This is a genomic window from Acidovorax sp. GW823-FHT05D11 (genome assembly GCF_058795695.1).
The window spans coordinates 3,381,118-3,399,454 of the sequence record NZ_CM179502.1; the positions used below are offsets into that span (position 1 = coordinate 3,381,118).

Annotated in this window: 16 protein-coding genes; 7 read left to right on the forward strand and 9 right to left on the reverse strand. The window is 68.4% G+C overall.

The features are described 5' to 3' along the window. Positions 1–20 precede the first annotated feature (20 nt). From AC3RCE_RS15725 to AC3RCE_RS15745, 5 genes are all read left to right on the forward strand, one after another. On the forward strand, positions 21–1,541 hold the full coding sequence (locus AC3RCE_RS15725) for a 3-hydroxyacyl-CoA dehydrogenase (protein ID WP_492253434.1): 1,521 nt from the start codon (positions 21–23) through the stop codon (positions 1,539–1,541). 132 nt (positions 1,542–1,673) lie between these two features. Then, positions 1,674–2,453, forward strand: coding sequence for an oxepin-CoA hydrolase, alternative type (locus AC3RCE_RS15730; protein WP_218340984.1), 780 nt, complete (start codon positions 1,674–1,676; stop codon positions 2,451–2,453). Positions 2,454–2,645: 192 nt separating this feature from the next. Continuing rightward, positions 2,646–3,365 carry a Crp/Fnr family transcriptional regulator gene (locus tag AC3RCE_RS15735; RefSeq protein WP_218294591.1) on the forward strand — a complete coding sequence of 240 codons (720 nt, stop codon included), beginning with the start codon at positions 2,646–2,648 and terminating at the stop codon, positions 3,363–3,365. A gap of 23 nt (positions 3,366–3,388) precedes the next feature. Beyond that, complete coding sequence (locus tag AC3RCE_RS15740) at positions 3,389–4,474, forward strand: phosphotransferase (protein WP_492253435.1); 1,086 nt, start codon at positions 3,389–3,391, stop codon at positions 4,472–4,474. Positions 4,475–4,507: 33 nt separating this feature from the next. Continuing rightward, positions 4,508–5,782: an acyl-CoA dehydrogenase family protein gene (locus AC3RCE_RS15745; RefSeq protein WP_218294589.1), complete on the forward strand. Its 1,275-nt coding sequence runs from the start codon at positions 4,508–4,510 to the stop codon at positions 5,780–5,782. Between the two features lie 241 nt (positions 5,783–6,023). Here the strand turns inward: AC3RCE_RS15745 and AC3RCE_RS15750 are convergent, their stop codons facing one another. Continuing rightward, a complete protein-coding gene (locus tag AC3RCE_RS15750; protein WP_218294588.1) occupies positions 6,024–6,755 on the reverse strand; it encodes a hypothetical protein in 732 nt (243 codons plus the stop codon). Between the two features lie 228 nt (positions 6,756–6,983). Between AC3RCE_RS15750 and AC3RCE_RS15755 the strand changes: the two genes are divergently transcribed. Continuing rightward, positions 6,984–7,625 carry a hypothetical protein gene (locus AC3RCE_RS15755; protein WP_218294587.1) on the forward strand — a complete coding sequence of 214 codons (642 nt, stop codon included), beginning with the start codon at positions 6,984–6,986 and terminating at the stop codon, positions 7,623–7,625. A 77-nt stretch (positions 7,626–7,702) separates the two neighbouring features. Here AC3RCE_RS15755 and AC3RCE_RS15760 read toward each other — a convergent pair whose 3' ends face one another. The 3 genes from AC3RCE_RS15760 to AC3RCE_RS15770 all read right to left on the reverse strand — a co-directional run bounded on the left by AC3RCE_RS15760 (position 7,703) and on the right by AC3RCE_RS15770 (position 12,370). Then, complete coding sequence (locus tag AC3RCE_RS15760) at positions 7,703–8,716, reverse strand: asparaginase (RefSeq protein ID WP_218294586.1); 1,014 nt, start codon at positions 8,714–8,716, stop codon at positions 7,703–7,705. Between the two features lie 23 nt (positions 8,717–8,739). After that, positions 8,740–11,322 (reverse strand): penicillin acylase family protein, encoded by a 2,583-nt coding sequence (locus AC3RCE_RS15765; protein ID WP_218294585.1) that lies wholly within the window; start codon positions 11,320–11,322, stop codon positions 8,740–8,742. Between the two features lie 118 nt (positions 11,323–11,440). Further along, positions 11,441–12,370 (reverse strand): adenylate/guanylate cyclase domain-containing protein, encoded by a 930-nt coding sequence (locus AC3RCE_RS15770; protein ID WP_218294584.1) that lies wholly within the window; start codon positions 12,368–12,370, stop codon positions 11,441–11,443. Between the two features lie 347 nt (positions 12,371–12,717). Here AC3RCE_RS15770 and AC3RCE_RS15775 point away from each other — a divergent pair, with 347 nt between their 5' ends. Continuing rightward, positions 12,718–13,086 carry a hypothetical protein gene (locus tag AC3RCE_RS15775; RefSeq protein WP_255594638.1) on the forward strand — a complete coding sequence of 123 codons (369 nt, stop codon included), beginning with the start codon at positions 12,718–12,720 and terminating at the stop codon, positions 13,084–13,086. Positions 13,087–13,198: 112 nt separating this feature from the next. Here the strand turns inward: AC3RCE_RS15775 and AC3RCE_RS15780 are convergent, their stop codons facing one another. From AC3RCE_RS15780 to AC3RCE_RS15800, 5 genes are all read right to left on the reverse strand, one after another. Further along, a complete protein-coding gene (locus AC3RCE_RS15780; protein WP_218294583.1) occupies positions 13,199–14,197 on the reverse strand; it encodes an LD-carboxypeptidase in 999 nt (332 codons plus the stop codon). A 58-nt stretch (positions 14,198–14,255) separates the two neighbouring features. Continuing rightward, positions 14,256–15,671, reverse strand: coding sequence for a tRNA adenosine(34) deaminase TadA (gene tadA, locus AC3RCE_RS15785; RefSeq protein WP_492253436.1), 1,416 nt, complete (start codon positions 15,669–15,671; stop codon positions 14,256–14,258). A 59-nt stretch (positions 15,672–15,730) separates the two neighbouring features. Beyond that, entirely contained in the window at positions 15,731–15,985 is a 255-nt protein-coding gene (locus AC3RCE_RS15790; protein WP_492253437.1) for a hypothetical protein, read from the reverse strand. Between the two features lie 161 nt (positions 15,986–16,146). After that, positions 16,147–17,319: a branched-chain amino acid ABC transporter substrate-binding protein gene (locus AC3RCE_RS15795; protein ID WP_370627839.1), complete on the reverse strand. Its 1,173-nt coding sequence runs from the start codon at positions 17,317–17,319 to the stop codon at positions 16,147–16,149. Between the two features lie 207 nt (positions 17,320–17,526). Next, positions 17,527–18,201, reverse strand: a complete 675-nt coding sequence (locus AC3RCE_RS15800; RefSeq protein WP_218294580.1) for a hypothetical protein — start codon at positions 18,199–18,201, stop codon at positions 17,527–17,529. Positions 18,202–18,337 lie beyond the last annotated feature (136 nt).

Sequence of the window (18,337 nt, forward strand, 5' to 3'; positions counted from 1 at the left end):
GCCACAGCCATAATGGCGCTATGAAAATTCAGTTTCCCAACATCGCAATCGTGGGCACCGGCGCCATGGGTCGGGGCATTGCACAGATCGCCGCGCAGGCCGGCAGCCAGGTTTTTCTGCTCGACGCAACCCCAGGCGCCGCCCAGGCCGCCCAGGCTGCGCTCCAAGACCAATGGAGCAAGCTGGTCGCCAAAGGGCGCATTGATGCCGATCAAGCCACGGCCCTCGCTGCGCGGCTGCACCCGGTGCAGGCAGTGGCCGATCTGGCCGCGTGTGACCTGGTGATCGAAGCCATCGTCGAGCGGCTGGATGTGAAGCAGAAGCTGTTTGCCGAACTGGAGTCCGTGGTGCGCAGCGATGCCGTGCTGGCCACCAACACCTCGTCCCTGTCCGTGACCGCGATTGGGGCGGCGCTCCAGCGCCCGCAGCGGCTGGCGGGTTTTCACTTCTTCAATCCGGTGCCGTTGATGAAGGTTGTCGAGGTCATCGCGGGCCTCAAGACCGACCCCGCGATTTGCACCGCCCTGGCGGCCTATGCCAAAGAGATGGGCCACACCCCCGTTCAGGCGCAGGACACCCCGGGTTTCATCGTGAACCACGCGGGGCGCGGCTTCGGCACGGAGGCCCTGCGCATCGTGGGCGAAGGCGTGGCCGACTTCGCCACCGTCGACCGCATCCTGCGCGACCAGGTGGGTTTCAAGCTCGGCCCGTTCGAGCTCATGGACCTCACCGCGCTGGACGTGTCGCACCCGGTGATGGAATCCATCTACCGCCAGTACTACGACGAGCCGCGTTTTCGCCCCAGCGTGATCACCGCGCAGCGCCTGGCCGGCGGCGTGGTGGGCAAGAAGGTGGGAGAAGGTTTTTACCGCTACGTGGAGGGCGTGGCGCAAATCCCCGCAGAGGCACCGCCCCCGGTGGTGACCGACCTTCCCCCGGTATGGGTGTCGCCCCGCGCGGCACGGCGCGCCGAGCTGTACCAGCTGCTGAAGGACCTGGGCGCCACCATCGAAACCGGCCCATCGCCCTCGCCCCAGGCCATCACGCTCGTCGCGCCGCTGGGCTTTGACGTGACCACCGTCGCCGTGGTCGAGCGCCTGGACCCGGCCCGCACCATCGGCATCGACATGCTGATCGACGATGCCGCCACCAGACGCCGCGTGCTGGCGACCAACCCGGCCACGCGCGTGGACATCCGCAACGCGGCGCATGCGCTGTTCGCCCGCGACGGCAAGGCGGTGAGCGTGATCCGCGACAGCGGCGGCTTCGTCACGCAGCGCGTGGTGGCCACCATCGTGAACATCGCCAGCGACATCTGCCAGCAAGGCATCTGCTCCCCCAAGGACCTGGAAACCGCCGTCACGCTGGGCCTGGGCTATCCGCTGGGGCCTTTGGCCATGGGCGACCGCTGGGGTCCCACCAACATCCTGGAAGTGCTGTTCAACATGCAGACCGTCTATGGCGACACCCGCTACCGCCCCAGCCCCTGGCTGCGCCGGCGCGGCGCGATCGGCCTGAGCCTCACGCATGTGGAGGAATGAATGAATGAAGACTCCTTGCGGGGCGCGGCGGCCGCTGGCGCCGGCCGCGCGCACCGCACGGGCCCTGCTTCCAGACCGACTGCACACCCCCACGTGAACCGTCCGCAGCCCTTCACAAGGTAACCCACGCACATGCCCGCAGAACTCCAGAGCACCAGCCAGGGCCAGACCCTGATCCTGACCCTTCGCAATCCCGAACGGCGCAATGCCATCGACCCTGCGATGTACGCGGCGGGCGTGGAGGCGCTGGGCGTGGCCGAAAGCAGCCCCGACATCCGCAGCGTGGTCATCACGGGCGCGGACGGCATGTTCTGTTCGGGAGGCAACCTGCAGCGCCTGCTGGCCAACCGCCAGCAGGACCCGGAGGTGCAGGCCCAGAGCATCGAGGGGCTGCACAACTGGATCGAGACCATCCGCACCTATCCCAAGCCCGTGATCGCCGCGGTGGAGGGGGCCGCCGCCGGTGCCGGCTTCTCGCTGGCGCTGGCCTGCGACTTCATCGTGTCCGCGCGCAATGCCGTGTTCGTGATGGCCTACAGCAACGTGGCCCTGTCTCCGGACGGCGGCGCGAGCTGGAGCCTGGTGCATGCCCTGCCCCGCCAGGTGGCCACGGAGATCCTGATGTGTGGCGACCGGATTGGCGCCGAGCGCCTGCACGCGCTGGGCGTGGTCAACCGCCTTGCCGAAACTGGGGGCGCACTCGATGCCGCGCTCGCCCTGGCCGAGCAGCTCAATGCGCGTGCGCCGAATGCGCTGGCCAGCATCAAGGAGCTGATCAATGAAGCACCCCATGCAAGCCTCACCCACCACCTGGGCCAGGAGCGCAATCATTTCGTGACCAACCTGCACCATGCCAACGGCGGCGTGGGCATCACCGCGTTCCTTGAAAAGCGTGTGCCCCGCTACGAATAGCCCCGCAGCTGCCGGCGGTGACCGCACGCCGACGGCCACCACCATCCACGATGAAGCCCCTGGGATGCCGCCAAGCACCCAGGGGCTTTTGCATGGCGGGCCTGCTGCAGACACGCAGGTGACAACCCTGACGCTGCGCGAAGGTCCCTGACGCGACAATGGGCCTGTTTCCAGTCACACAAAAGACAGACCATGGACGACCCGATTCTTACTATCGAAGAACGTGAAGCGATCAACTCAGGTCGCTGGTTTTCTTCCCTCTCACCTTCACTACGCCACGACATCCTGCGATGTGCATACGTCAAACGCTTCAAGGACGGCGGCCTCATCGCCGCGCGCGGCGACCCGCCCGAGGAGTGGATTGCGTGCGCGCGCGGCGCGGTGCGGGTGAGCTCCACCTCCATCTCGGGCAAGCAGATCACGCTGACCTATGTGGAGCCGGGCATCTGGTTCGGCGACGTGGCGATCTTCGACGGGGACCGGCGCACGCACGATGCCTATGCGCACGGCGACACCACGATCCTGTGCGTGGCCAAGGCCGACTTCAGGAAGATCCTCGCGGCGCATACCGAGTTCTACGAAGCCATGCTGCGCCTGCATGCGCGGCGCATCCGCCAGCTCTACGGCCTGGTGGAAGACCTCAACACCCTGCCGCTGCGCGCGCGGCTGGCCAAGCAGCTCGTGCACCTGGTGCGCAGCTACGGCATTCCCAGCCTGTCGGACGGCAGCGAGATGCGCATCGGCCTGCAGCTGGCGCAGGAAGAACTGGCGCAGCTGCTGGGCGCATCGCGCCAGCGGGTGAACCAGGAGCTCAAGGCCATGGAGCGCGAGGACGCCATCCGCATCGAGCCGGGCGGCCTGGTGGTGCGCGATCGCGACGCCCTCATGCGCATTGCTGAAACCGACAACTGACTGACCGAACCCTCGCCCCGTCCATGAGCAACTTTGACCATTTCGTTGGCACCCGTCCCGTCTCCGACCAGCACGCGTTCGACATCGGCGCGCTGACCGCCTGGCTCACGCAGAACATGGAAGGCTTTGCCGGCCCCCTGACGGTGGAGATGTTCAAGGGCGGGCAGTCCAACCCCACCTACAAGCTCATCACCCCCGGCGCCCACTACGTGATGCGCTCCAAGCCCGGCCCCGTGGCCAGGCTGCTGCCATCGGCCCACGCCATCGAGCGCGAATTCGCGGTGATGAGCGGCCTGGATGGCACCGACGTGCCCGTGCCCCGCATGCACGTGCTGTGCGAGGACGAGTCGGTCATCGGCCGCGCCTTCTACGTGATGGAGTGCATGCAGGGCCGCGTGCTGTGGGACCAGTCGCTGCCCGGCATGTCGCCCGCCGAGCGCGGCGCCATCTACGACGAGATGAACCGCGTGATCTCTGCGCTGCACACCGTGAAGTTCGCCGACCGGGGACTGGCCGGCTATGGCAAGCCGGGCAACTATTTCGACCGCCAGATCGGCCGCTGGAGCAAGCAGTACGTGGCCTCCATCACCCAGCCCATCCCCGAGATGGACCGGCTCATGGAATGGCTGCCCGCCCACATGCCGGCGAGCGCGCGCGATGAAGGCCACGTGTCCATCGTGCACGGCGACTACCGGCTGGACAACCTCATGTTCCACCCCACCGAGCCCCGCGTGATCGCCGTGCTCGACTGGGAGCTGTCCACCCTGGGCCACCCGCTGGCCGACTTCAGCTACCACTGCATGAGCTGGCACATCCCCGCCGCCATGGGCCGGGGCATCGCGGGACAGGACCTCGCGGCCCTGGGCATTCCCGGCGAAGACAGCTACATCCGCCGCTACTGCGAGCGCACCGGCATCGCCACGCCCGAGGCGCTGCGCGCCGACTGGAACTTCTACCTCGCCTACAACATGTTCCGCATCGCCGCCATCCTGCAGGGCATCGCCAAGCGGGTGGAGGCGGGCACCGCCTCCAGCGCGCAGGCCAAGGCCTCGGGCGACACGGCACGGCCGATGGCCGAGCTGGCCTGGTCGTTCGCGCAGCGGGGATGAGGCGCCCCACGATTACCAACGGAGAAGAAACCCATGGACTTTGACTACTCGCCCAAAACCAAGGAACTGCAGGCCAGGCTGCTCCAGTTCATGGATGACCACGTCTATCCGAACGAAGCCACCTACTCCGCCGAGCTGGCGGCCAACACGGCGGCGGGCAAGCGCTGGAGCGCGCTCAAGACCATCGAGGACCTCAAGCCTAAGGCCCAGGCGGCAGGCCTGTGGAACCTGTTCCTGCCGGTGGACAGCGCGGCGGCCTCCGGATACGACGGCGCGGGCCTGACCAACCAGGAATACGCCCCGCTGGCCGAGATCATGGGCCGCGTGCCATGGGCCAGCGAGGTGTTCAACTGCTCGGCGCCCGACACCGGCAACATGGAGACCATTGCGCGCTACGGCGATGATGCCAACAAGGCCCGCTGGCTCAAGCCGCTGCTCGAGGGCAAGATCCGCTCGGCCTTTGCCATGACCGAGCCGGCCGTGGCATCCAGCGACGCCACCAACATCGAAACGCGCATCGAGCGCCAGGGCGACGAATACGTCATCAACGGCCGCAAGTGGTGGATCTCCGGCGCGGCCGATCCACGCTGCGCGGTGTTCGTCACCATGGGCAAGACCGACCCCGATGCCCCCCGCCATTCGCAGCAGAGCATGGTGCTCGTGCCGGCGGACGCCAAGGGCATCACCGTCATTCGCCCGCTCAATGTGTTTGGCTACGACGACGCGCCCCATGGCCACGTCGAGATGACCTTCGAGAACGTGCGTGTGCCCGTCTCCAACATCCTGCTGGGCGAGGGCCGTGGCTTCGAGATCGCCCAGGGCCGCCTGGGCCCCGGGCGCATCCACCACTGCATGCGCCTCATCGGGCTGGCCGAGCGCGCGCTGGAGCTGATGTGCAAGCGCGCCTCGTCGCGCACGGCCTTCGGCAAGACCGTGGCCCAGCAGACCGTGACGCAGGAGCGCATCGCCGAGGCCCGCTGCAAGATCGACATGGCGCGCCTGCTCACGCTCAAGGCCGCCTGGCTCATGGACGTGGCCGGCAACAAGGTCGCCAAGACCGAGATCGCGATGATCAAGGTGGTGGCGCCCAGCATGGCCTGCCAGGTGATCGACTGGGCCATGCAGGTGCACGGCGGTGGCGGCATGTGCGATGACTTCCCGCTGGCCTATGCCTATGCCAATGCGCGCACGCTGCGCTTTGCCGACGGCCCCGACGAGGTGCACCGCAACGCGATCGCCAAGTGGGAGCTGGGCAAGTACGGCACCTACGGCCGCGACGCGGGCGTACCCATCACGCGCGGAGGATGAAGCTCCGCCAGAGGCGACCGCTCTTTGCTGCCGTCCCAGCGTGCGCAGGCATGCGGGGAGCCGTGGCACTCAGCCCCTCGCTCGCGTAGCACGCGGGAGGGGGACACACCCGGTGGCCTGGCGACACCAGCTCCACGGTGCACTCGCCTGGAGCGCGCCAGTTTTGCGGGGGGGGGGTGCATGCCGCACCATGAACAACGGGGCCACTGGCCCCGTTTTCGTTTGGCGGGCGCTTGCAACACTACCCGGCAATGCCCGGCTCGTCGTCCGGCCCTGCCACCGACATGGGCGGCAGGTTCTGCAGCGCGGCCTGCCCCGCCACCAGCAGCAGCTGCTTGGCATGCGCGATCTCGGCCAGGCTGCGCTGCGTGTGTTCCATGCGCAGATAGACGCGGCCCCGCGCCAGCATCAGCACCAGCGGCGATTTCGCCCGCTCGGCGCCGCCCTCGCCTTCCACCGCGTTGAGCAGCTGCGAGACCACGGGCGCATGGATCCAGCGCTGGGCCAGCTCGATGCGCTCGGACACCACGGTGAAATGCTCGCGGAACGACGCGGGCAGGCCGGGCCAGGACATTTCCTCGTACATCGAAAGCCAGCGCATTTCCTCGGGCAGGCTGCTGCTCACGGCGGTCTGCAATGTGTCCGTGATGGCGTCGTAGGCGGTGCCCTCCAGCACCTCCTGCAAGGGCCGGTTGATCACCATCACCGCGGCATCCGGGTCGGCGCCCACGTCGGCGCGGCCGCGCAGCTCCAGGCCCTGCAGATATTCGCGCGTGGGCGCGCCGCATTCCAGCCGCCAGGGGTGGCCGTGGATATCGCCGCCCAGGTCGAAATGCCCGTCGGTCGCATGCGCCACGATCGCCAGCCGCTGGCCGGCCGCCCAGCGGGATACGTCGCGGTTGGTCACCGGCCGGCCCGGGGTGGACGCGGAACTGCCGGATGCGCTGAATGCTTTGCGGAGGCGGTCGAACATTGCAGGGACGAAGCAGGAGCTTCGCAAGAGTCGCGGGTGCAGGCATTATTGAGGGCATTGGCGGGGGAAGGAAGCCCCCTGGCGGAAGCACCCTGAGCCGCCCGATGGCGCCTTCCCCCGACGGGGACGCACCCGGTGGACTGGCGAAGCCAGATCCACGGGTGCACGGGCCTCCAGCGCGCCAGTGTCGGCGGCGGTGCGTATGAGCACGCTTTTTTGGATGAAGACATGTTTTTTGTGACTGCGAACCGCCGGTTCGCGCTGACCGCCCTGGCTGCTTCTTGTGTGCTGGCCACCCTGCCCGTCGGCGCTGCGGAATTGCCCAAGGATGCCTCGCCCACGGCGCGCCGGTTGGTGCGCTGGGCCACCGACACCGCCGACCACCAGGGCCTGCCTTTTGCCGTGATCGACAAGCCCGCCGCCCGCATCCATGTGTTCTCGGCCCGGGGGCAATGGCTGGGCAGCGCGCCAGTGCTGCTGGGTGCGGCGCTGGGCGACCGGTCCGCCCCCGACATCGGCCAGCGGCCGCTGTCGCAGATCCGCCCCGAAGAGCGCACCACGCCCGCGGGCCGCTTCGTCACCGAGCCCGGGCGCAACCTCAAGGGCGACGACATCGTCTGGATCGACTACGACGCCGCCGTGTCGCTGCACCGGGTGCGCAGCGTGAGCGCCGCCGAGCGCCGCCACCAGCGCCTGGCCAGCCAGGGCGCGCAGGACAAGCGCATCAGCTACGGCTGCGTGAATGCGCCCGAGGCGTTCTACAACCAGTTCATCGCGCCGCTTTTCGGCCAGTCGCGCGGCGTGATCTATGTGCTGCCGGATACGGAGCCATTTGCTACTATTTTTGTAGCTGCCAGCGTTTACCAGTAGTGTGCTGGAGGCACTTTTTATCACAACCCGTTGAACAGGCGCCGCGCGGAGGCCCGGCTTTGCCCCGTGCCCGGTCTTCAGCCGCCGGCCGGCTCCAGCCTGAACACCGCCTTCCGCTCGCCCACCTGCAGCCCCTTGGCGTTGGCGATGCGCGCGGACCGGCGCGGGGCCAGCGCTTCGCGCTGGCGGGTGTCGAGCCAGCCGAGCTGGTCCATCACCTCCACCGCCGCCGCCACCTGCGCCACCATGTTGCCGTCCATGACCTTGAGCGCGAAGGCTTCGCCCCGGCTGCGGCTGCCCACCACCTGCACGCCGTCGGCCCCGGTCTTGGACACCCAGTCGCCCTGCCCTGCGCGCATGAAGTCCAGGTCGTGCCGTCCGGTGCCCGAGCCCAGCTCGGGCCGCGCGACCATGGCATCGGCCAGCGCGGTCAGGCTCTCGTGCAGGTCGGTATCCGGCGCGCCGCCCGCCAGCCGCGCATAGCCCCGCGCCAGGTGTGCCAGGGGCATGGCGTAGTTGGGGGCGGAGCAGCCGTCGATGCCCATGGCCAGCTGATGGGGTGCGAGCCCCACTGCCTTCGCGACATGCTCCCGGATCGCCACCTGCAGCGGATGGGCCGGGTCCAGGTGGCCGTCCAGCGGCAACCCCTGTCGCACGCAGTGCGCGACAAAACCGGCGTGTTTGCCGCTGCAGTTGTTGTGGCGCTCGTCGGGCACAAAACCTTCGGGCAACGGGCCGAGCCCCAGCTCGGCAAACAGAGGCCGGTGGCAGCCGCAGCGCAGCGCGCGGTGGTCCTGGTCCACGCTGCCCAGCATGCGGTCCACCTGCTCCACATGCATGGGTTCGCCGTTGTGGCTGGCGCACAGCAGCGCCAGCTCGCCCGGCCCCCAGCCAAGCGCCCGTGCGCCGCCCGCCTGCATGAAGGGCAGCGCCTGGAACGCCTTGATGGTGGAGCGCGTGAAGGTGACCGTGTACGGGTCGCCCACCCGCGCCAGCACCCGGCCTTCGCGGTGGGCCACGGCCACGGCGCCCCAGTGCTGGCACTCGGGCAGGCCGCCCCGGGTGACTTCGATCAACGGAACAAAACCCATGGCGTGGCTCCTCGCGGCGCGCGTCACTGCGCGGGGGTTGCGGGGGTCAGCGTCAGCGCGTGCACCCAGCGCGCGGGCTGGCGCTGCAGCGCGCGGTAGCCGGTCTCGGCCCACGTGGTGCTCATGTCGCGGTAGCGCGGCGAGAACACGAGGCCGCTCTGGCCCGTCTGGTAGATGAAGCGCGACTGCTCCAGGTCGGCCAGGTCATACACCGCGCGCAGCGAGGCCGCATGGCGGTTCACATACGGGCCCGTGGCCTCGCCCGCGTTGTACTGCCCCACGTTCACGGTGTACGCATCGCCATGCGAAGGCACGCTCACATCGAAGAAACGCGCCAGCGCGGGCACGTTGCCAAAGGGCCGGTGCACGCTGAGCGCGGGGTGCGCCGTGCCCCAGCGCCACCGGGCCGGGTCCGCCCCATAGGCTGCCTGCAGGCGGTCGAGCGCGCGGCCCAGGGCAGCGGCAGATTGCCCGGCACACGATGCGGGCTGGCACCACCAAGTGTCGTTGCGCTCCAGGATGCCTTCGAGCGCCGCGCGGTAGTCGCGCTTGCCATAGGTTGCGGTGAAGCGGTCTTCACCGATGCGCGGAATGATGAGGCCGCGCGCGAGTTCGTCCGTCCAGGCCACGAAGATCAGCGGCGCGGCCTTGCCCGCGTCCATCACGCCGTCAAAGCCTTGCAGCTCTTTCTGGGCGGCGGCCGCCAGCGCGTGTGCGGACTGCGCCTGTTGCAGGTGGGGCAGCAGGCGGCGCGTGGCCAGCGAGGTCACATCGCGGTGGATGGCCTGCATGCTGGCCGCGTCGTGTTTTTCGGTGGCCTCGATGAGCTGCGCGATGCGCTCGTAGCGGTAGGGCAAGGCCCAGTCCTGCGTGAGGAAGTGCGGGTAGTCCGGCGCCGTCACGCGCTGGTTGGCCGTGGCGATCCAGCCCCTGGCGCCTTGGGCGCCATCTGCGCTGCCTTTGCCATCGTCCTGCGGGGTTTGTTCGTAGGGCAGCCAGCCCTTCCAGTCGTAGCGCGCATCCCAGCCGGGGGACGGGGCCACGCCGCGGATGTCGTTGGCGGCATCGCGCAGCGGCACGCGCCCCGCCGCCTTGAAGCGGATGTGGCCCTGGTCGTCGGCGGCCACCACGCTCTGCATGGGCGAGTGGTAGTGCGCCAGCCCCTCGAAGAGTTCGTCCACGCTCTTGGCCTGGTTGGTCTTCAAGCCCGCCAGCACGGTCTGGTTGTCAGCGTCCAGCGCGCTCCAGCGCAGCGAGAGCACGTACTTGCCCAGGTCCAGCACCTCGGCGTGCGACTTCTGCACGTCGCTCAGCACCGGCCCATGGCGGGTGCTGCGCAGCGCCAGCTGCACGTCGGCCCCGCCCTTGACGCGGATGGTTTCGCTGCGCACCGTGAAGGGCGCCCAGCCTTCTGGCGTGCGGTACTGCGCCGCATCGGCCGGGTTGATCTGCTCCAGGTACAGGTCCTGCACGTCCGGCCCCGTGTTGGTGAAGCCCCAGGCCACGCGGTCGGTGCGCCCCAGCACCACGAATGGCAGGCCGGGCAAGGTGGCCCCCACGGCATCGATGGCGGCGATGGGCGTGCCGTCCGACGCGGTGCCGGCGGGCGCCTGCATGCCGGCGAAGTACCAGATGGCCGGGGCCGACAGCCCCAGGTGCGGGTCGTTGGCCAGCAGCGGCTTGCCGCTGACGGTGCGGGTTCCCGCCAGCACCCAGTTGTTGCTGCCCTTGCCTTCATTGGTGCCCGCGTTGCGCGTCAACTCATCGGCCCAGGCCAGCATGCCGGCGCTGATCTGCCGCGACAGCAGGCCTTCGTCCTTGCGGCTGGCTGCCCCGCTGGCCGCCGCCAGCCCGTCGGCACCGCCCGGCCCGGCCGCCGTGGAGCCCGCGCCAGCCGCGCGGTACACCCCAAGCTGCCGGTACAGCGCGGCGAGGTCGGCCGATGCGGCCGGCTTCTCGCCCGGATAGGGTGGCATCAATTGCCACAGGCGGTCGGTGTCCAGCGTCCGCGCGACCGACAGGCGCGCGAATTCCGTTCCCCAGTTGCCGCCCAGGTCCAGCGCCATCATCAGCGCCCAGCCCACGCTGTCCTCGGGCTCCCACACCGCGCCCGCCGCGCCGCCGGGCTGGACGCCGAGCACATGGAATTCGGGGGGCAGGGCCTGGGGCCGTTTCAGGTGGAACGCGTGGATGCCCTTGCTGTAGGCCTGCAAGGCCTCCTTGGCATAGGGCGGCAGGCCTGCGTACTGGCGCCGGGCCGCGCCCATGATGTCCAGAGCGCGCATCAGCTTGTCGGTTTCGAGCGTCGCGGGGCCGAAGACCTCCGACAGCTGGCCATGCATGACCCGGCGGTTGAACTCCAGCTGCCAGGTGCGCTCCTGCGCGTGCACATACCCCATCGCGAACCAGGCGTCCTGCGGCGTGCGCGCCTGGATGTGGGCCACGTCGGCCCCATCGCGCCGCACCTGCACCGCGCTGCCCAGCCCCGCCACGCCCAGTTCGCCGTCGAGTTTCGCAAAGCTCCGCTGCACATACACCGCCGCGCCCGCGCCTGCCAGCAGCGCCGCCGCCACCAGCCCCAGGGCCGTCCGCTTCATCCATGCCATCTTTGTTGTCTCCTGTTGTTGGGTGTGTCGTGTGTCCGTATCGCCCGGGCCGCGACCGGCCCGAAGGAGGTGCCCGGCGCCCGGGCAGCCCCATGGCGGAAGTCCCTCGCGCAGCCCGTCAGCGCAGGCGCACGCTGCCTCCGGCGACGTGGAAGCTCATGGTCGGCGCACTGGGCTCCGTGAAGGAAACGCCCAGCGCGATGTGCCCGGTGCCATGCAGGATGCAGGCATCGCGCCGCAGCCGCACGGGCGAATCGCTGCCCTCGAACCGCACCCAGGTTCCAAAGCTGCTCATGTCCGTCAGGACGAAGCCGCTGTTGCGCCAGTCGATGCGCGCATGCAGGCGCGAGACGCGCGGATCGTCGACGCACAGCTGGGCGTGCAGCGCCCGCCCCACCAGGACGGGGGCGTCGGACGAGGTGAAGGTGCGGTCCACGCCATGCCACGAGAACTGGATGTGCCCCAGGATCGAGTCTGCCGGCGCAAAGTTGCTGACAAGGGAAGCCTGCATGGTGAGGGAGTCGGGCGCCTCGTCCTCGCGCCACTCCACGTGGTAGAGCATCAGCAGCTCGGCCTTGCCGCGAATGTCCATCATGCCCAGCTTGCGGTACCAGACATCCGGCGCGGCCCCCGCCAGCAGCACGGTGGTCTCGGTGGCCCAGATCTCGGCCGGGCCGGCCCGCTCGCACAGCCGGGAGGCGACGTTGACGGCATCGCCATAGCAGTCGCCATCCACATCCACCACTTCGCCGCTGGCCACGCCAACGCGCACTTCCATGCGCAAGGGCTGGGGCCAGCGCTCCTGGCGGGCCTTGTGCTCGCGCAGCATGGCCGCCATGGCGGATACGGCGCTGGCGGCATCGCCAAAAACGCCCAGCACCCCGTCGCCCAGCTTCTTGACCACCCGCCCCCCGTGCGTCTGGATGGTGTCGCTGATCCATTGCGTCACCTGGGTCACCGCCTCGGTGGCGCGCTCATTACCCAGCGCTTCATACAAGGCGGTGCTGCCCGAGATGTCCGCAAAGACCATCGTCGACAGCACGCTCATGGACACCGGCCTATTGGTAACATCATGTGAATCAGTTTAGTGCAAGCGCCCTGGCGGCGCACCCATGAAAGCGTCAAGAATCGTTGCCCGGCGCCGCCAGGCGTCCGATGGTGCCACCCGGGACCTGACGGCGCCGCGGGGGTGCCCCAGGCAAAGTGAATTTCGTGGGCCCGGCGGTACATGGCGGCGGTTGCCACCCGCGATTTGCCGCCCATCCCAAAAAAATCAACAAACACGTAAAAGTTCGCAACAAACAAGGTGCGTCTGTTGTCTTTACGCAAAAACAGTAGCGCGCCCCTTGCGTGGCGCCTCGCTCCCGCTTAATTTGGCCGACCCTGTTACAAAAAATGCGTCCGCTTCCCTCCATGCGCTGGAACAAGCCCAATCTCCGCAACAATCTTCACGACCTTCTGGGCCGTGATAAGCCGTCATCGACGGCCTGGGTGCGCGACCACGGGCTGGAGGAGGTACGCCGGGCCATGCTGCAAAGCCTGGCGGGCATGAGCGGTTGCGAGGTGGCGCGCATGAACATGCGCCTGCGCTACGCCGGCGACATCGAAGCGTTGTGGTACCTGCGCACCGATCTCTTCAGCACGCTTGTGCCCTTGCGCGGCGAAACCGGAGCGCGGGGCGTGATCGACCAGGTCACCCCCCTGTTCCAGGGCCAGTTGCCACGTGCACTGCGCCCGGCCCAGCCCCCTCCCGGCAACGCCTGACCCGAGCCCCAGCCCAGGCGGTCACCCGCCGCTGGCAGGTGCCATACCGCCCGGCATCCCCTGGGCCCAGCGGGCAGGAATCCAGAGGCAGGCGATTGAAGGCAGCACCGAATCAGTGCTGGTGTCCCCAGTAGATCAGCGCATCCCGCCCTTCCACCGACAGCGATACCGTGCTCCCCACGGGCAGCAGCACCTTGGTCGCCACATGGCCGAAGGGCAGGTTCGTGAGCACGGGCGCCTTGATCTGCGTGCGCAGCCAGTCCACCACCGACTGCAGCTTGTAGCCCTTGTCGTGCGGCGCGAGCTTGAAGTTGGTGAACTGCCCCAGCACCACGGCCTTCTGCTGGGCCAGCACGCCGGCGTGCAGCAGCTGGGTGAGCATGCGCTCGATGCGGTAGGGGTGCTCGTGCACGTCTTCCAGGAACAGCACGCCACCCTTGATGGCCGGCAGGTACGGCGTGCCCACCAGCGAAGCCAGCACCGCCAGGTTGCCGCCCCACAGCGTGGCGCTTTTCACGTAGACATTGGGGACGGCCGGCTTGCCCGTGGCGGCGTCGGGCTTTTCATTGTTCATGCGCCAGCCCGTGCCTTCGCCATGGCCGGTCAGCAAATCGTCGAAGCAGGCCTCCATGATGTCGTCGGGCTCGCCGGCCACGCCAAAGTCGGCGCCCAGCGAAGGGCCGGCCCATGACGTGGCGCCCGTCTTGGCCAGCAGCGCGGTCTGGAAGGCGGTGAAGTCGCTCACGCCCACGAAGCGCGTGCCGCCCGCGATCGCCTTGGCCACCGCCTTGTAGCGGATGCCCGGCAGGATGCGCGACAGCCCGTAGCCGCCGCGCGAGATCAGCGCCACATCGGCGCCGCTGGCCGCGGCACGGTGGATGGCGGCCAGGCGGGTGGCGTCGTCGCCCGCGAAGCGGGTGTGCACGGCCAGGGCGTCCGCATCCACCTCGACCTCATGGCCCAGGGCCTTCAGCCGGGCGAGGCCGCGCTTGAAGGCGGCCTTGTCCTGCACGGCGCTCGACGGCGAATAGATGTAGATGTGCTTGGGGCCGTGGTCGTGGCTGCACTGGGAATGGTCGTGATCGGGATGATCGTGTGAATGGTCTTGCAAAGCGCTCAGGCCGTGAAGGGGCCTGCTCCGTCAAAAAGAGAGTCCGTCTGGCGCCATGTCAGCCGGTGGCACGGCCGGCGCCGGGAAACGAGAAGTATTCCACAGCCTGCCGCGCGATCGGCTCGCCATGCTCCTGCACGAAGTGCCCGGCGTCGGCCAGCACGGTGGGCGCGGGGCAACCGCGAATGTGGCGGTGCAGATCGTGCATGGTGGCGGGCCCGAGCACCGGGTCCTTGTCGCCAATGAACATCAGGCTCCGGCCCTGCCACCGCTGCTGCCAGAAATCACGCGCCTGGCGCGACAGCGCGGCCCCCGGCGCCTCCTCCGATGCCGGCACGCGTTCAGGAAAGGCGCGCAGCGCGGCGCGGTAGCCCTTGTCGGGGAACGGCGCGTCGTAGGCGGCACACTCCGCCCCGGCCAAGTGCGGGTTGCCGCGCGCCAGCAGGCGCCCCACGCCATACAGCGGCTTGTCGCGGCACATCGCACGCCAATCGAGGAATCCGGCGGGCAGCGGCGCATCACCCGTGGCCAGCACCGTGTTCATCACCAGCAGGCCCACAAACCGCTCGGGGCAGGCCATGGGCAGCGTCAGGCCCAGGATGCCGCCCCAGTCCTGCACCACCAGCACCACGTTGCGCAGGTCCAGCCGCCCGATGAGTTCCAGCAGCACCTGGCGGTGCCATTCGAACTGGTGCGCCGACTCTTTCTTGGGCTTGTCGCTCTTGCCAAAGCCAATCAGGTCGGGCGCGACCACGCGGTCCCCGGCCGAGAGGAACACGGGCAGCATGCGCCGGTACAGGTAGCTCCAGGCCGGGTTGCCGTGCAGGCACAGCCAGGTGCGCGGCGCGTCCTGCGGGCCTTCGTCCAGGTAGTGCAAACGCAGGCCGGCCAGGCTGGGCAGGTCGCTCAGGTAGCGCGGTGCCCAGGGGTAGCCGGGCAGATCCGCGAAGACGGCATCGGGCGTGCGCAGGGCGTCGTCGCGCAGCGGATGGCGGGCCAGTGCCTCGGTGCGTTGTTGATGGCGGCGCTGCCGGAAGAAGCCGCTGAGCAGGCCGCCGCACTCGTCGGCCAGCACCCCGCCCCGCACCTGGGTCTGGTGGTTCAGCTCGGCATGGCCAAACAGGTTCAGCACCGAGCCCGCCGCACCCGTCTTGGGATCTGCGGCGCCGTACACCACGCGCGCCAGGCGCGCATGCAGCATGGCCCCACTGCACATGGCACACGGCTCCAGCGTGACATACAGGCTGCAGCCGTCCAACCGGTAGTTGCCCAGCCGCCGCGCCGCCGCGCGCAGGGCCACGATCTCGGCGTGGGCCGTGGGGTCGTGCCCCTCGACCGGCGCGTTGCGGCCGGTGGCGATCACCTGGCCATCCTTGACCACGATGGCCCCCACGGGCACCTCGCCGGCGCGCACGGCGACTTGCGCCTCGGCCAGGGCCAGGCGCATCCAGTGCGCGTCTTGGTCAGGAGTCATTGCTATACAAACAATAGCTACCAGCGCTTGAAGGATAAGCGCCAGCAGCCCATTTCATCCTATTTTTCATCGTCCGGGATGGGCCGCGCCTGCTGCATCAGGCCTTCCCTCTGCTGCTTGACCTGCTGCTGGATCTGCTGGCTCTGGTCGCGCACCGTGGCCGGCTGCGCCGCCGAAGCCGGGGCACCGCCGGCCGGCGCTGCTGTCTGCAGCGACGGCACGGGCGTGCGGACGGCGGACAGCTGCTTTCTGGCAAGGACACCCACCACGGCCAGCGCCACAACCAGCCCGGCCAGACCCACTACAGCACGCATGAAAAGACTCCTTGGCGGGCGGGGTGCCCGGACCACAGCCGGCGGGACCGCCCTGCCCGGCTTGCTACCGGCCCGACTGTAATGGCAAACCGCCGTGGGCACCCCCATGAAAAACGGCCGCGCGGGGCGGCCGTAGCGGTGGCGGGCCGTGCCCGCGGTGCTCAGTTGAGCGCCACGCGGTTGCCGTCCTTGTAGGTGTACAGCGTCACGGCGGGCGTGGTCAGCTCGCCCTTGGCCGTGAAGGCGATGTTGGCGGTCACGCCCTTGTACTCGGTCTTGCCGATGAAGGGGATGTACACCTTGGGGTCCACCGAGTTGGCGCGCTTCATCGCATCGGCCAGCACCATGGCCGCGTCGTAGGCGTACGGGCTGTAGATCTGGAACTGGCCGGGGAACTTGGCGTCGTAGCGCTTCTTCCAGTCCGCCCCGCCCTGCATCTTGTCGACCGAGGCGCCGCCCGTGGCGCAGGTCACGTTCTTGAGCGCAGGGCTCTTGCCCGACAGCTCGGGCAGCTTCTCGGTGCACAGCGCATCGCCGCCGAAGAACTTCACGTTGCCCAGGCCCAGCTGCTCCATCTGGCGCAGCATGGGGCCGGCCTGCGCGTCCAGGCCGCCGTAGAAGATCGCGTCGGGCTTCTTGTTCTTGATGGCCGTGAGGATGGCCATGAAGTCGGTGGCCTTGTCGTTGGTGAATTCCTCGCCCACCACCTTCAGGCCCTTTTGCAGGGCGGTGGCCTTGAACACCGAGGCCACGCCCTGGCCATACGCGGTGCGGTCGTCGATGATGGCCACGCTCTTGAGCTTCAAGTGGTCGGCCGAGAACAGTGCCAGCGCCGCGCCCAACGCGTTGTCGTTGGCGATCAGGCGGTAGGTGGTCTTGTAGCCGGGCTTGGTCAGGTCCGGGTTGGTGGCGGCGGCGGTGATGTGGGGCACGCCGCACTTGTCATAGACGGCCGCCGCAGGAATGGACGTGCCCGACTGCAGGTGGCCGACCACGCCCGCCACCTTCTGGTCGCACAGCTTTTGCGCCACGGCCGTGGCCTGGCGCGGGTCGCCGGCATCGTCTTCGGCCGCCAGCTCGAACTTGATCTTCTTGCCGCCGATGACCAGGTTCTGGGCGTTCAGGTCGTCCACCGCCAGGCGCACGCCGTTCTCGGTGTCCTTGCCGATGTGGGCGATGCCGCCCGACACCGGACCCGCGTGGGCGATCTTGACGGTTTGCACCTCCTGCGCTGCGGCGGCGCCAGCAGCGGCGACACACGCGGACACAGCGGCAAACTGCACCAGGGACAGGGGGAAAGAGAGGGGACGACGCAGACGGGAAGCACGAAGCACGGTAAAAGTCTCCAGGAGTGGCAGGGGCGAGATCGGACGCACCATTTTGGGGCGGCCTGGACCGCATCCTAGCCACCCTCACTCCCTTTTTCAGGCAATTGCTATGCAGACATAGCAATTTGGTGGGGCATTAAATCGGCTAATGCCGCGACCAGCGCCACCTCCTGGCAGACTGGACCCGCTCCGCCTCCAGCCAGGGGCGGGCGCTCAGCCGGGCGCCAGTCGCAACTTGAAGTTCGTGAATGGAAGAGCGGCATTGGGCGCATCGCGCGGGACACGCTCCTCCACGCAGCCCGTGTCGTTGGGGGTAACGAAGTGGGGGCCGATGCCAGCGATGGCTGCCTTGTGTGTCCCCGTCCAGTCCCAGCCCCATCCGGCTCCTGACACTTCTCCCTCAAAAAGGACTGGGCCGTCGACCGTGATGCCCTGGTGGATCACCATGCGCATCCTGTCTGCAAATGCACCGACCCTGTATCCCGCCTGAATGTGGACCGTGATCACTGGATGCGTGACCGGGTTGTACGTAGCGCCCGATGTGTTCGCCACCGTCACCAGTCCCGGCATGGCTGTGCCATTCCATCGCTCGGCCATGATGGTGCCGTCCGAGAAAAAGATGAATCCTCTGCCTTCCGACCAAAGGTTCTCGCCATGGCGGTAAATCGGGCCGCAATGGGGGTTGTAGCTGCCCTGCCCGCCTTCGCAGTCCAGTACAAATCCCATGTGGGCGCCGCCATTCGAGAAGAACCACGAGCAATCGATGGTGCAGTGCAGGTCGCTGTGTCGCACGCCAGGCAGGCTGATCCGCGTTGGCAGGTAGTAGAAGTCGAGGTCGTTGATAGACAGTTTCAGCTGGGTGGGCTTCTTCTTGCGGGAGGTACTCATCACAGTCCTTTTCACTCGTTGACCGGCTGCGCCGGCGGGATTGGAGGGAAGTGGGTCAGCGGACACAGGCGCGGCGCAAGTGCAGCCCGCCGCGCCCTTTGTACCAGACCGAAGCGCTACAACGCCCGGTCACGCA

Bases quoted from the DNA above. Each gene is read 5' to 3' on its own strand.
- AC3RCE_RS15725 (WP_492253434.1), top strand. From the start codon at position 21: ATGAAAATTCAGTTTCCCAACATCGCAATCGTGGGCACCGGCGCCATG.
- AC3RCE_RS15730 (WP_218340984.1), top strand. From the start codon at position 1,674: ATGCCCGCAGAACTCCAGAGCACCAGCCAGGGCCAGACCCTGATCCTG.
- AC3RCE_RS15735 (WP_218294591.1), top strand. From the start codon at position 2,646: ATGGACGACCCGATTCTTACTATCGAAGAACGTGAAGCGATCAACTCA.
- AC3RCE_RS15740 (WP_492253435.1), top strand. From the start codon at position 3,389: ATGAGCAACTTTGACCATTTCGTTGGCACCCGTCCCGTCTCCGACCAG.
- AC3RCE_RS15745 (WP_218294589.1), top strand. From the start codon at position 4,508: ATGGACTTTGACTACTCGCCCAAAACCAAGGAACTGCAGGCCAGGCTG.
- AC3RCE_RS15750 (WP_218294588.1), bottom strand. From the start codon at position 6,755: ATGTTCGACCGCCTCCGCAAAGCATTCAGCGCATCCGGCAGTTCCGCG.
- AC3RCE_RS15755 (WP_218294587.1), top strand. From the start codon at position 6,984: ATGTTTTTTGTGACTGCGAACCGCCGGTTCGCGCTGACCGCCCTGGCT.
- AC3RCE_RS15760 (WP_218294586.1), bottom strand. From the start codon at position 8,716: ATGGGTTTTGTTCCGTTGATCGAAGTCACCCGGGGCGGCCTGCCCGAG.
- AC3RCE_RS15765 (WP_218294585.1), bottom strand. From the start codon at position 11,322: ATGGCATGGATGAAGCGGACGGCCCTGGGGCTGGTGGCGGCGGCGCTG.
- AC3RCE_RS15770 (WP_218294584.1), bottom strand. From the start codon at position 12,370: ATGAGCGTGCTGTCGACGATGGTCTTTGCGGACATCTCGGGCAGCACC.
- AC3RCE_RS15775 (WP_255594638.1), top strand. From the start codon at position 12,718: ATGCGTCCGCTTCCCTCCATGCGCTGGAACAAGCCCAATCTCCGCAAC.
- tadA (WP_492253436.1), bottom strand. From the start codon at position 15,671: ATGACTCCTGACCAAGACGCGCACTGGATGCGCCTGGCCCTGGCCGAG.
- AC3RCE_RS15790 (WP_492253437.1), bottom strand. From the start codon at position 15,985: ATGCGTGCTGTAGTGGGTCTGGCCGGGCTGGTTGTGGCGCTGGCCGTG.
- AC3RCE_RS15800 (WP_218294580.1), bottom strand. From the start codon at position 18,201: ATGAGTACCTCCCGCAAGAAGAAGCCCACCCAGCTGAAACTGTCTATC.